The organism is Sorangium sp. So ce385 (genome assembly GCF_051474135.1).
Classification (GTDB): Bacteria; Myxococcota_A; Polyangia; order Polyangiales; family Polyangiaceae; genus Sorangium; species Sorangium cellulosum_D.
Genome location: NZ_CP150337.1, coordinates 11,254,853 through 11,267,044, shown reverse-complemented (window position 1 = coordinate 11,267,044; position 12,192 = coordinate 11,254,853). Strand labels below are relative to the sequence as shown.

The 12,192-nt window shown below is 71.6% G+C and carries 11 protein-coding genes; 8 read left to right on the top strand and 3 right to left on the bottom strand.

Annotated features, from left to right (window positions below; genetic code table 11):
• The first annotated feature begins 251 nt into the window (after positions 1-251).
• From WME83_RS41200 to WME83_RS41165, 8 genes are all read left to right on the top strand, one after another.
• Positions 252-668, top strand: coding sequence for a hypothetical protein (locus tag WME83_RS41200; protein ID WP_129579198.1), 417 nt, complete (start codon positions 252-254; stop codon positions 666-668).
• Positions 669-735: 67 nt separating this feature from the next.
• A complete protein-coding gene (locus WME83_RS41195; RefSeq protein ID WP_437315182.1) occupies positions 736-1,545 on the top strand; it encodes a ParA family protein in 810 nt (269 codons plus the stop codon).
• Positions 1,520-2,353: a hypothetical protein gene (locus WME83_RS41190; RefSeq protein ID WP_437315181.1), complete on the top strand. Its 834-nt coding sequence runs from the start codon at positions 1,520-1,522 to the stop codon at positions 2,351-2,353. The genes WME83_RS41195 and WME83_RS41190 overlap by 26 nt, the downstream gene beginning before the upstream one ends.
• Complete coding sequence (locus WME83_RS41185; protein WP_437315180.1) at positions 2,350-3,267, top strand: hypothetical protein; 918 nt, start codon at positions 2,350-2,352, stop codon at positions 3,265-3,267. The genes WME83_RS41190 and WME83_RS41185 overlap by 4 nt, the downstream gene beginning before the upstream one ends.
• The gene (locus WME83_RS41180; protein ID WP_437315179.1) at positions 3,264-4,571 is read left to right on the top strand and encodes a hypothetical protein; all 1,308 of its coding nucleotides are present in this window, start codon (positions 3,264-3,266) and stop codon (positions 4,569-4,571) included. Before WME83_RS41185 ends, WME83_RS41180 begins: the two co-directional genes overlap by 4 nt.
• A 64-nt stretch (positions 4,572-4,635) precedes the next feature.
• Positions 4,636-5,226 carry a Uma2 family endonuclease gene (locus WME83_RS41175; RefSeq protein WP_437315178.1) on the top strand — a complete coding sequence of 197 codons (591 nt, stop codon included), beginning with the start codon at positions 4,636-4,638 and terminating at the stop codon, positions 5,224-5,226.
• Positions 5,227-5,801: 575 nt separating this feature from the next.
• The gene (locus WME83_RS41170) at positions 5,802-6,647 is read left to right on the top strand and encodes a fibro-slime domain-containing protein (RefSeq protein WP_437315177.1); all 846 of its coding nucleotides are present in this window, start codon (positions 5,802-5,804) and stop codon (positions 6,645-6,647) included.
• 217 nt (positions 6,648-6,864) lie between these two features.
• Positions 6,865-8,142 (top strand): amidohydrolase family protein, encoded by a 1,278-nt coding sequence (locus WME83_RS41165; protein WP_437315176.1) that lies wholly within the window; start codon positions 6,865-6,867, stop codon positions 8,140-8,142.
• A 78-nt stretch (positions 8,143-8,220) separates the two neighbouring features.
• Here the strand turns inward: WME83_RS41165 and WME83_RS41160 are convergent, their stop codons facing one another.
• The 3 genes from WME83_RS41160 to WME83_RS41150 all read right to left on the bottom strand — a co-directional run bounded on the left by WME83_RS41160 (position 8,221) and on the right by WME83_RS41150 (position 12,085).
• Positions 8,221-9,618 carry an MFS transporter gene (locus WME83_RS41160; protein WP_437315175.1) on the bottom strand — a complete coding sequence of 466 codons (1,398 nt, stop codon included), beginning with the start codon at positions 9,616-9,618 and terminating at the stop codon, positions 8,221-8,223.
• Between the two features lie 395 nt (positions 9,619-10,013).
• Positions 10,014-11,819, bottom strand: coding sequence for a fatty acyl-AMP ligase (locus WME83_RS41155; RefSeq protein ID WP_437315174.1), 1,806 nt, complete (start codon positions 11,817-11,819; stop codon positions 10,014-10,016).
• Positions 11,816-12,085, bottom strand: a complete 270-nt coding sequence (locus WME83_RS41150; protein WP_129579187.1) for an acyl carrier protein — start codon at positions 12,083-12,085, stop codon at positions 11,816-11,818. The genes WME83_RS41155 and WME83_RS41150 overlap by 4 nt, the downstream gene beginning before the upstream one ends.
• Between the last annotated feature and the right edge of the window lie 107 nt (positions 12,086-12,192).

The following is a 12,192-nucleotide window of genomic DNA, read 5'->3' as shown; positions in this document are numbered from 1 at the left end:
AGCGACGCCCCGCCGCGCCCGGCGCCTCGGCGCGGGCGCGAGCGACGGCGACGGATGCGCGCGGATGCGCACGGAAGAGGCCGCGAGCGACGGCGACACGACGGCGGCGAAACGGCGGACGAAATCGCGCAGGGCGCGCGTGTGCGAGCGACGGCGACGTACGCGCGACGGACGCACGACGGACGCGCGCGGCGCGCCGGCGGTGCAGCGGCGGCCTCCCCGCGGGGCGCCGGCCCGTGTATCGTCTCGTCATGGCGAATGAGGCGCTCGTTCAGGCGGTCAAGTCCATCGTCACCCACGCGCGTGGGGGCAATCTCGACGCTGCCTACCGGGGTTACCGCGATCTCTTCCAGAAGCCCGAGTTTCTCAAGCACCGGCCCGAGGACCAGCGGCAGGTCCTGCGGCTCATGATCCTCGCCAAGGGCGTCCCGTCGACGCCGACCGAGGCGATGATCGAGGCCCACCGCGCCGCGGTGCCCGCGCTGACCGAGCTCGTCTCGATCCACGGCGACCCCGGCGATCACGAGCTCCTCGGGCTCTGCCACGTGGTGCTCGGCAACCTCGAGAGCGCCGACAAGATCTTCCGCGCCGGCCTCGCGATCGAGCGCGAGCGCAACCCGCAGAGCGATCTTTGCGGCACGCTGATGAAGCGGATCTCGCTGCTCTAGTCCCTGGCGGCGTCCGTCCTGTTAGGATGCCCCCTGGGCGCCGGCACTGCGCGCCGTCGGGGAGTCCATGTACGTCATTGCGGTCGCGAGCCAGAAGGGCGGCGTGGGGAAGACCACGATTTCCCTCAACCTGGGGCTCGCCCTTGCGCGCGCGGGTCACCGCGCGCTGATCCTCGAGCTCGACGCCCAGGGGAGCCTCGGGCTGTCGCTGGGCCTCGCCGACCGCGCGCGGCCCGGCGTGGCGGAGCTGCTCACGGGCGCCGAGCGCCTCGAGTCGGTGCTGCTCCGGACGCGCGATCCGCAGCTCCAGGTGCTCACGGTCGGCCGGGTCGACCCCACGACGGTCCCGGGCTTCGAGGACGCGCTCGCCCGCGGGCCCGTGCTCCCGAGCGTGCTCGCGAGGATCGCGCCGGACTTCGACCTCGTGGTCGTGGACTGCCCCGCGGGGCTCGGCAAGGTCACGACGCGCGCGCTCGAGGTCGCGACGCACGCGCTCCTGCCGCTCCAGGCCGAGCCGCTCGCGCTCCGGTCGGTCGGCCAGCTGCTCGCGGTGATCGATCGCGTCCGCGCCGAGAAGAACCCGCGGCTCTCGCTGCTCGGCATGGTGCTGTCGATGTTCGATCGGCAGGCCTCCGCGTCGCTCGACGTCGCCGAGGCGCTCTGGACCCGGTTCCCCGACGGGATCATCCTCGATACCGTCATCCCGCGCGACGAGGCGTTCCTCGAGGCGTCCCTGCGCGGGGCGCCGCTCCTGCTCATGCAGAAGCGGCCTCCGCCGCTCGCGCGCGTCTTCGACCAGCTCGCGAACGACGTGCTGGTTCGCCTGGAGCCCACCTCGCCGGACGATGACGATGGCCCGATCTCGCTCCTCCTTTGACCTCGACGGCGCCGTGCTCACCGCGGCGGCGCTCGTCAAGCAGCCGAAGCCGCGGAAGCGGCAGGCGCCGTCGATCGCGCCCGCGGGCGCGCCGCTCGTGTCGTTCGACTCGCGGCCGCCGCCGACCGCGCGGGCGGACGCGGAGCCGGTGTCCGCGGCGCCGCTGTCGCCGTCGTTCGAGGAGCTCGCGCCCTCGAGCGACCTCTCGCCGATGTCGAGCGTGGGCGCCGGCGGCGCGCTCGGCCTGCGCAGCGCGCTGCCCTCGTCGGCCGACGACGTCGACGCGCGGCAGGCGCTCGACCTGCCGTCGCCCGCCTCGTCGGCGTCGTTCGCTGCGGCGCGCGAGCCGCTCGCGGATCGGCTCGACCTCGCCGTCGAGGCGCTCGCGGCGGGGCGCCCGGCGCCGCGCTTCCCGGATCTCGCCGCGGCGGGCGGGCCGGTCGCGCGCTGCGAGAAGGTGGTCGAGTGGATCGTCGAGGCGACCGGCGCCACGGACGTCTTCCTCGCGGACGCGGCCGGCCTCCCGTTCGCCGGCGCGATCCGCGACACCGAGGCGCGGCTCGCCGCCTCGGGCCTCATCGCGTCGGCGATCGGCTCGCTCGTGGCGGCGCTGCCGGGCGCGCCGTCGCAGCGGTTCGAGCTGTGCGTCGGCGACGGGCCGTTCTTCCAGCTCATCGGGTTCCAGGCGCGCTCGGCCGCGTACATCGTCGGCCTGATGCGCCCGGTCCCGCTCATGCCGCGCGAGGCGCACGCCGTCCGCATCGCGTGCCGCCACGCGCTCGACGCCGCGGTCGGGGTCGTCGGGTGAGCGAGGAGTACGGCGAGGCCTCGGTCGACCGTGAGATCGCGGCCGTCGCGGGCGCGCTGGACGACGACGATCCGCTCGCGCCGATCGCGCTCGACAGCATCGGCTACGGCGTCGACGGCCTCGACGCGATCGTCGTGTTCCACCTCAGCGACGCGCGCGTCCACGCCCTGTTCGTCCGCGAGGGCGCGGCCCTCTCGCCGGGCGATGTCGCCGCGGGGCTCCGCGACGCGTACCTCGGCAGCCAGCTCGCCGCGCAGCGGCTCGTCCCGGAGCGCGAGGCGTCGGCCCGCTCGAGCCGCGGCCGCGGCGCGCGGTCGTCGAGCAAGCCGCCGGGCTCGCACGGCCGCGGGGAGGAGCTGCCGGACCCGGTGGTCACCCTGGAGCTGAGCGGCCGGACCGTCCTCCTGCGCCGCGTCCGCGCGTGCGTGGTCGCGAGCCTGTTCGACGCCACGATGCCGCTCGGCATGGCGCGGCTCGTGGCGCAGCGGCTGGCCGCGGCGCTCGCGCCCGAGCTGCCGCTCGAGGAGCCGCCCGAGGAGATGCTGAGCGACCCGCCGGGGCTGTTCGAGGAGGCGCTCAGCGCGGACACGGTGGACGATCTCGTGCGGGGCGTCGCGCGCTCCGCGCCGCCGCGGGGCTCGTCGAGCATCCCGGCGCGCCGGACCGGGGGGACGCCGCCGCCGGCGGACCCGCCGTCGGCCGAGGCCGCGCGGATCGAGCGGCTGCTCGCGCTGCTCGAGGCCCGCGCGCCGGAGCCGCACGTCGCGCGGCTGCGGCTCGCCCTGCGCGCGGGGCTGACGCCGCTCGCGCTCGATCACCCTGGCGAGCTGGGCGCCGAGGCGACGGTGCTCATCGAGACGGCGGTGGCGGACATCCTGGGCCTGGAGCGCGCCGCGCTGCGGAGGCTCCTGTGACGGCGCTCCGGCGCGGCCTGCGGGGCCGCATCGACGGGCCGCTCGGCGATCTGCTCGGGCCGATCGCGCCGCACAGCCTGCTCCACGTGGCGGACCAGCTGGTGATCGCGCACTCGCACCACTTCGCGCTGTTCCTGGAGCAGACGATCTTCGACGCGCTCGGCGGCGAGAGCCGCGGCGTGCGCCGGCAGGCGGCGTTCGAGGCGGCGCACGCGCTGCTCGGCCCGCTGTACGCGGCGCGCCACGGCGCCTCGCCGGAGGAGAAGCTCGAGCTCGCGGCCGAGCTGTTCGCGGCGATGGGGCAGGGGCGCCTGCGCTTCGAGCTGAGCGCCGAGGGCGGCGCGGTGCAGGCGGAGGCGCTCTTCCACGGCACGAGCTTCCACGCGAAGTACGGCGGTCGGATCCAGAACCGGATGGCCGTGGACGCGTTCGCGTCCGGTTACTGTTCGGCGGCGGCGAGCCTCGCGTTCCCGTCGGACTGGGGGCGGCTCGACGCCGACGAGGTGACGTGCGTCGCGCGGGGCGACGCGGCCTGCACCTTCCTGCTCGCGCGGCGCTCGGAGCGGCCGCGCTTCGGCGAGGCGCTGACGCGGAAGGTTGTCGAGTCGGCGCGGGTGAGCTGGGAGCCCGAGAGCGGCCCCGAGGCGCGGGCGCAGCGCACGGGCGACGCGATGCTGGAGGAGCTCGGGGCGCTGCGGTCGGACGAGCGCGGGCTCATCTCGGCGTACGGCGTGAACCTGGCGCTCTTGCCGGTGGGGTACATCGATCAGAAGACGTTCGACACGGTGCACCTCATCGAGCGGCGGTCTCCGGAGCTGGTCCCGGTGTTCGAGGCGCTGGTGCGGGAGGCGGCGCAGACGGGCGCGTTCCATCTGCTCGGGGGGATGCTCGCGTCCGCGTCGTTCGAGGCGGTGTGCGGTCCGGTGGGCCGGGATCAGCACGGGCGGCTCGAGCAGCTGCTCGGGCTCGCCCGCGCGCTCGGGTGGGGGGCGCTCTCCGCGCCCGAGTTCCAGCCGGGCCGGGTGCTGGTGCTGCGGGCGCCGATCACGCACGAGAGCGCGTATTACGCGATGAAGCACGGGTCCACGGCGCGGCCGCGGCTCCTGTTCCAGCAGGGGACGGCGCTCGCGATCATGCAGCTGCTCCACCGCGTGGATTTCGGGACGGAGCGGCCGCTCGACGCGGAGACGTACGGGGGGCTGTTCAAGATCGGGACGCGGTTCCGGGTGCAGGAGACGAAGTCGCCGCTGCGGGGGGACGACGCGTGCGAGGTGCGGGTGGAGGCGATCGAGGACCGGTGGTGATGGCGGAGCGCGCGGCTCGCCCGGCGCGCGGCGGCGCAGTACGCTGCGGGAGAAAGGGTTGACCATGGCCGAGCCCGCGCGGAAGCGGACGTTCACGTTCGCCGAGTACCTCGCCCACGAGCAGGCGAGCGAGGCGAAGCACGAGCATGTAAACGGCGAGATCTTTGCGATGGCCGGGGGCACGCCGGAGCACGGGCTCATGGCGGTCAACGCGGCCAGCGTGCTCCGCGGCCAGCTCGTCGATCGACGCTGCCGCGTCTACAACTCCGATGTTCGCGTGCGCGTCCAGGCGACAGGGCTCTCTACGTACCCGGACGTCAGCGTGGTGTGCGGTCGGCTGGAGCGCGATCCGGAGGACGAGAACAGCATCCTGAACCCGGTCACGGTCGTCGAGGTGCTCTCGCCGAACAGCGAGGCATACGACCGCGGTGAGAAATTCGCCCACTACCAGATGATCCCGTCGCTTCGCGAGTACGTGCTCGTCTCGTACCAGCGGCGGCGGGTGGAGGTCCTGCGTCGCAACGACGACGGCACGTGGACGCTCCACGACGTGCGGGAGAGCGGTGTCGCGGAGCTCGCGTCGGTCGGGTGCAGGCTGCCGCTCGACGAGGTGTACCGGGGCGTCTTCGATGGGCCGGAGGACGGGGCGGGCTGAACGGAGCGGAGGAGGTCGCGCCTCAAGGGGCTAGAGCGGTTTTAGCTGGGACTGACGCATCGTCTTCCGTCTTCCGTCTTCCGTCTTCCGTCTTCCGTCTCTCGTCTTTGCTCTTCCGTGCGCGTGCGCGTGCGCGCTGATTCCGGGGAGTCGAGCACGCGCACGCGCACGCGCACGAAGACGGGGACGAGAGACGGGGACGAGAGACGGGGACGAGAGACGGGGACGAGAGACGGGGACGAGAGACGGGGACGAGAGACGGGGACGAGAGACGGGGACGAGAGACGGGGACGAGAGACGGGGACGAGAGACGGGGACGAGAGACGGGGACGAGAGACGGGGACGAGAGACGGGGACGAGAGACGGAGGACGGTGTCTCAGTCGCAGCCGAGAACCGCTCTGGAACACCGAGCTCGATGATCGACCGAGAAATGAACCGCCAAGCAGAGAACAAGATCTCGGCGTCCCTGGCGCCTTGGCGGCTCAGGCGTGCCCGCAGCGGCTGCGGAGCAAGGACGCGCGCGGGCGCGCGTCGACCCGATATGCTATAGGCGCAATTAAAGATGAGCCGTATCGTGTCAGGTCTTCCTCAATCGCTAGCCCTCCTTCTCCCGGCGCTCGCGCTCGCCGCGTGCACCGCGACCCCCGAGATCATCGGGAAGACCATCGACCTCTCCGGGACGGGCGGCGGCTCCTCCGGGACCGGCCTGGGGGGCGACTTCTCGCCGGCCAGCGGCGGCTCCTTCCCGGGCGCGTCCTCCTCGGGCGGCGGGCAAGCCGGCTGCGCGCCGCGGCTCGAAGGGGTGGTGCGCGACTTCAGGGCCTACGGCACGCCCGGCGGGCACCCGGACTTCGAGCACTTCGAGGGCACGGGTTTGCCGGAGCTCGTCGAGCCCGTGCTCGGCCCTGACCAGAAGCCGGTGTACGCCCACGCGGGGGCCACGGAGTACACGACCGGGCCCGAGTACTTCGATCAATGGTTCCGGGACGTCCCGAGGGTCAACCGCTCGATCCGGTTCACCGTCCCCCTCGACGTGAGCGATGGCGAGTTTCGTCTCTTCTCCAGCGATGCGTTCTTCCCCATCGACGGCAAAGGCTGGGGCAACCAGGACAGGGACCACAATTACGGCTTCACGTTCGAGCTCCACATGAATTTCAGATACAGGGGCGGGGACGACTTCATCTTCGGCGGCGATGACGACATCTGGGTGTTCATCAACAACCAGCTGGTGATGGACCTGGGCGGGGTCCACGGCTTCATGTTCGACACCATCGATCTCGACGCGATGGCCGAGCGTCTCGGCCTCGAGCTCGGGAAGGACTACCCGCTCGACATCTTCTTCGCGGAGCGCCGCAGCGGCGGATCGACGTTCATGATCTCGACGCTCAAGTACACGAACTGCGAGCCGATCATCCTGTAGCGGCAGGGCCGCCGCCGGCCGCACGGGAGCACCACGGCGAGATCGAGCGCGCCGACCGGCGGCGCAGGGCTGGGCTTCCCGCTCCTCCATCCACGCGCCCAGCGTGGCGTCGGATGCCGATCGGCGCCGGCGATGTGGTAGATTGCGCCGCCTGCACGTCCGATCCTCGGAAGCGTTCCGGAGCAGAGCACGTCGACGCGAGGCTGGAAGGAAGCAGATGACACGGATCCTCTTCAGAAACGTGACGGTCGTGGACGGCACGGGCGAGCCGCCGTATCGCGGTGAGGTCCTGATCGAGGGCAACCGCATCCAGGCGATCTCCCGGACGGCGGGGGCGCTGTCCGCGCCCGGCGCCGAGGTGATCGACGGCGGGGGCGCCGCCCTGATGCCGGGCATGGTCGAGGCCCACGCGCACCCGAGCTTCGCCAACACGTCGGACCTCTCGTCGCTCGGCGATATCCCGCCGGAGGAGCACACGCTGCTCACGATGAAGCACGTTCGCGTGCTCCTGGATCACGGCTTCACGAGCATCCTGAGCGCCGCGTCGGCGAAGCCGCGGCTCGACGTCGTGATCCGCAATGCCATCAACGCCGGGGAGATCCCGGGGCCACGCATGCTCGCCGCCTCGCCGGAGATGACGGTCACCGGCGGCCTCGGCGACGTCCGGCTCCACCACCTCCACCGCGAGAGCTTCGCGCTCATCGCCGACGGACCCGACGAGTTCCGCCGGGCCGCGCGCCATTTCGTCCGCGAGGGGGTCGACACCCTCAAGATCAACCCCTCGGGCGACGAGTTCGTGCCCAGCGCCAGGGCGATGCACACCGTCATGAACGAGGCCGAGGTGGCCGCCGTCTGCGAGGTGGCGCGCTCGCGCGGCAAGCGCGTCGCCGGCCACGCGCGCAGCGCCGAGAGCGTGAAGATGTGCCTGCGCAACGGCGTCGAGATCCTCTATCACGCGACCCTCTCGGACGCCGAGGCGCTCGACATGCTCGAGGCCGCGAAGGACAGGATCTTCGTCGCGCCGACGCTCGGCATCACCTACACGTCGCTTTACGAGGCGAAGGAGTACGGCGTCACGCCTCCCCCGGACGTGGCGCGCGCGCTCGAGGTCGAGCTCTCGCTCGGCTGCGAGAACATGAAGGCGCTGCGCCGGCGCGGGGTCCGCATCCTGCCGGGGGGCGATTACGGCTTCACCTGGAACCCGATCGGCCGGAACGCGCGCGATCTCCAGCACTTCGTCGACCTGCTCGGCTATACGCCGATGGACGCGATCGTCGCGGCGACCCGGCTCGGGGCGCAGCTCATGATGATGGGCGACGAGCTCGGGCAGGTGAGGGAGGGGTTCCTCGCCGATCTGCTGCTCGTCGACGGGGATCCGTCGAAGGACGTGCGGTTCCTGCAGGACAGCGGCCGGCTGCTCGCGATCCTGAAGGACGGCCAGTTCCACAAGCGACCGCCCGCGGCGCGGGGCGCTTACGCGATCGCGGCGGAGTGACCGGCCGGCGGCGCCGCGCGGCGGTCCGGCTCCCCGGCGGGCGGCGCGGCGCGGCGCTCGCTCGCGCCGCCGGTAGGCTCAGTGGGCCGCCGCCCGTCGTTGCGGCCTCGCGTTCCACACGCGCGTCGCCAGCGCGAAGCCGACGAGGGCGACCGGGAGCATGGCGAGGGGCCATGACGTCCAGTTCCCGGGGTCCTTCGCCGCGTCGCCCGAGGGCAGGATGCTGCCGTAGAGGAACGATTGCGCCGCCGTGCCCAGGTAGACGAAGCCGTCGATGATGCCTGTCGCGACGCCGGCGTTCTTCTTTCCGCCGAAGTCCATGCTCGCGGTCCCGGAGAGCATGCCGTGGACGCCGATCACGCACAGGGACATGAACACGACGGTCCACCCCGCGACGGGCAGGCTCAGCGTGAAGAGGACGATCGCCGCGCCGATCACGAGCCCTGCGTACAGCACGGAGGCCACGGGGCCGCGGCGCGACTCGAACACGTGGTCCGAGATGAAGCCGGCGAAGACGCCGCCCAGGATGCCGGCGATGCAGAGGAGCACGCCCCAGTGCGTCGACACGAAGCCCTCGAGGCCGGTCTTGCCGGCGAAGATGAGGTACCACTTCATCACGGCATTGCGGAGGAAGCCGCTGCAGAACTCGATGGCGACGATGATCCAGATGACCCTTTGCGAGAACATGCGCCGCGCGACCTCGATCGCGCCCAGGCGCTCGCCGGTGTCGCCCGAGGAGGCGTCGGCCGTATCGAAGTCCTGGAAGCCCGCCTGGCCCGGCGTGTCGCGGATGACGAAGAAGTCGAGCACGAGGAAGCCGAGCAGCAGCAGGGCGGGGACGTAGAAGACCCACGGCATCGGCAGGTGTTTGGCGATGAATCGACTCCAGTCGTAGGCGAAATAGAGCCCCAGCGAGATGAGGATACCGAAGACGCCGCCGAGCATCCCGCGCTCGCGGACGTGGAACCAGGGCGCGTTCACCTTGACGATGGATACGGCGCCGAAGCTCTGGAAGTACATGTTGCCGGCGAAGAGCGCGGTCATGGCGGTGACGGCCGCGTCGTGGCCGAGCTGTCCATCCTGGGCGAGGCGGACGGCGCCCCCCATGAGCAGGTTCATGAGCGCGGAGCCGCCCGCGGCGAGGAGGATGGTGGCGCGCCCGCCCCACCGGTCGGTGAGCGGCCCGTTCAGCAGGAAGGCGACCCCGTAGACCGTCGAGCCCCAGCCGTCGATGTTCCCGAACTCCTGCTTGCTGACGAGCTGCATCGCGTCGAGCGCCGACGCGTTGGCGGAGAAGTTGTACCGCCCCATGTAGAGAAAGGCGTAGGTGAGGCCGAGCGGAAACCAGTTGAAGAACCGCCGGCGCTTGAACTCCTCCGAGTGTCCGAGGTCGATCTTCGGCAGCCGCCGCATGACGACCGCGATGGCCGCGAGCAGCAGAAGGATCGGCAGCAGCTGATTGAGCCAAGCAGGCATGGATCGCCCTCCGGCCGCCGACGATAACGGCCCCCCGCAGCATCGGCTACGCCTTCGCGCCCGCTCGCTCGCTTCATCGCAAGCCGCCGCACAAGGCCGCCGTCGCGATCCAGAAAACCTCTACAGCCGCGGTTGGGAGCGCGCGCGGCCGACCCGTTGCCACCTATCGCAGAGCCGCCGCGCAGCGCATCCCTGGCGGCCTCGAGCCGCCGGAGGGGGCAGGGAGCGCGTGCGGCGCGCGCGGGGACGGGCCGATGTCTGAGCACGCGCCCTGGGCCTTTACCCGCAGGGTAAGGCTCAGGGCGCGTGCGAGTCCGGCGGGGCCCCGCGCGCGCCGCACGCGCTCCCTGCCCCCTCCGGCGGCCCCTGCGGCTCGGATCCCGCTGCCCCCCGGATCACCCCCCGCGCCCGCGGAAAATCGCGTGCCGGAAGTAGTTGATCTGGCTCTTGGCGAACTCCTTGGCCGCGTCCAGCCGGTCCCCGTCGCGCGACGAGCTCCGGATCAGGAGCTCCCCGTTCTCGTAGAGCTCCCGTGTCTTGCTCCGCTGGAGCTTCCCGCTCGACGTCTTCGGCAGCACGCCTGCCCCGACCGCCACCACGTCGTCGACCGTGAGCCCCATGGCCTGCTGCACCACGCGGCGCACCTCGCCCTTGAGCGACTGCTTCTCCTGCTCGTCCGACGCCGTCGTCTCGAACACGATGACCACCCGCTCGCGGTCGTTGTGCGGCTTCATCGTCCCGAACGCGATCACGTTCCCCTTCCGGACCCCGGCGACGCGGCTCGCCTCCCACTCGAGATCCTGCGGGTAGTAGTTGCGCCCGTTGACGATGATGACCTCCTTCGAGCGCCCGCAGATATAGACCTTGCCCTCCGCGAGGTACCCGAGATCGCCCGTCCGCAGCCAGCCGCCCGCGAACGCCTCCTTCGTCATGTCCGGGTCGTTGAAGTACCCGGGCATCACGCTCGGCCCCCGCAGCCGCAGCTCCCCGACCTCGCGGTCGCCGAGCGGGCGCGCGCTCTCCGCGTCGTCCGACGCGAACACCGCGATCTCGTGCCCCTCGAACGCCGACCCGCACTGCACGAGCGACGACGCCCCGTCGCTCTCGGCCGGCACGGGCACCGCCTTGCCCTCCTTCCAGAGCGTCTCGCCGTCCACCGCGTCGGTCTGCAGCCCGGTCCCGAGCGCGCTGAACGACACCGCCAGCGTGCTCTCGGCCATGCCGTACGAGCAGACGAACGCCTTCTCGTCGAACCCGACCGGCGCGAACTTCTCGGCGAACGCGCGCAGGTTGTCCGCCCGGATCGGCTCGGCGCCGCAGCCGGCGACCCGCCACGTCGACAGGTCGAGCCCGGCCATCTCCTGCTCCCGGATCCGCTTCACGCAGAGCGCGTAGGCGAAGTTCGGCCCGAACGACACGTTGCCCCGGTGGCGCGTGATCGTCTCCAGCCAGCGCACCGGCCGCTTCAGGAACAGGAGCGGGGGCAGGAACGTCACCGTGTTCACGTGGTAGAGCGGCGCGATCACGAAGCCGATGAGCCCCATGTCGTGGTAGAGCGGCAGCCACGACACGCCGGTGTCCACCGACTCGCGCACCGCCAGGCCGAGCTCCACGATCGCCCGCACGTTGGCGGCCAGGTTCGCGTGCGTGAGCACCACGCCCTTCGGCCGCGACGTCGAGCCGCTCGTGAACTGCAGGAAGCACACGTCGTCGAGCTCGACCTTCACCGGCTTGAGCTCCTCGCGCGAGCCCCGGATGCCCTCCACCGCCACGATCTGCTGGAGCTCCGGCGCCTGCGCCTGGATCGTGCCGAGCATGCGCTTGATCTCGCCGCTGGTGAGCAGGACCTTGGCCCCGCTCTTCGCGACGATGTGCAGCGTGTTCTCGAGGTAGCCGGTCAGCTTGCCGAGGCCCGTCGGCGGGTAGATGGGCACCGGGATGATGCCCGCGCGGATCGCGCCCAGGAAGGCGAAGATGAAGTCGGCGTTGTCCGGGAGGATCAACGCGACGCGATCGCCCTTCTCCAGCCCGAGCGCCTGGAGCGCGCCGCCGAGGCGCGCGCTCGCCCGCTCGATGCCGCCGTGCGTGAAGAACGGCTCGTTCTCGCTCGACTCCTCGATGAAGCGATAGCCCGTCTTCGTGCTCGCCGCTGCGTCCTCGATCGCCTGTGCGACCGTCCGCGCTTTCCAAACAGCCGTCATCCCGAGAGCCTTCCTTCGTTCTTGAGCCGGAGCTCGATGGCCTTGACGACGTCGGCGACCGTGTCGACCTCGCGCAACATGTCGTCGGGGATCGAGAGGTCGAACTTATCCTCCATATCCGCGACGATCTCCATCACCCCGAGCGAGTCGAGGCTGAGGTCGGCGACGAGATGGCTCGACTCCTCGATCTTCACCTCGCCGGCCGTGTGTCCCTCCAGGAGCTGGATGATCTCTGCCCGCAACGTCTCCCGTGTCCACGTCATCATACGGTCCTACCCCAACTGCGGCGTGGCGAGGAGGGGCTTGCTCGGCCGCAGGGTCGCTCGGCCGCGGCGCTGCCCGGCCGCGGCGCTGCGCGGCCGCGGCGTTGCTC

Excerpts from the sequence above, each read along its gene's own strand:
- WME83_RS41200 (WP_129579198.1), top strand. The coding sequence starts at position 252 with ATGGCGAATGAGGCGCTCGTTCAGGCGGTCAAGTCCATCGTCACCCAC.
- WME83_RS41195 (WP_437315182.1), top strand. The coding sequence starts at position 736 with ATGTACGTCATTGCGGTCGCGAGCCAGAAGGGCGGCGTGGGGAAGACC.
- WME83_RS41190 (WP_437315181.1), top strand. The coding sequence starts at position 1,520 with ATGGCCCGATCTCGCTCCTCCTTTGACCTCGACGGCGCCGTGCTCACC.
- WME83_RS41175 (WP_437315178.1), top strand. The coding sequence starts at position 4,636 with ATGGCCGAGCCCGCGCGGAAGCGGACGTTCACGTTCGCCGAGTACCTC.
- WME83_RS41165 (WP_437315176.1), top strand. The coding sequence starts at position 6,865 with ATGACACGGATCCTCTTCAGAAACGTGACGGTCGTGGACGGCACGGGC.
- WME83_RS41160 (WP_437315175.1), bottom strand. The coding sequence starts at position 9,618 with ATGCCTGCTTGGCTCAATCAGCTGCTGCCGATCCTTCTGCTGCTCGCG.
- WME83_RS41155 (WP_437315174.1), bottom strand. The coding sequence starts at position 11,819 with ATGACGGCTGTTTGGAAAGCGCGGACGGTCGCACAGGCGATCGAGGAC.
- WME83_RS41150 (WP_129579187.1), bottom strand. The coding sequence starts at position 12,085 with ATGATGACGTGGACACGGGAGACGTTGCGGGCAGAGATCATCCAGCTC.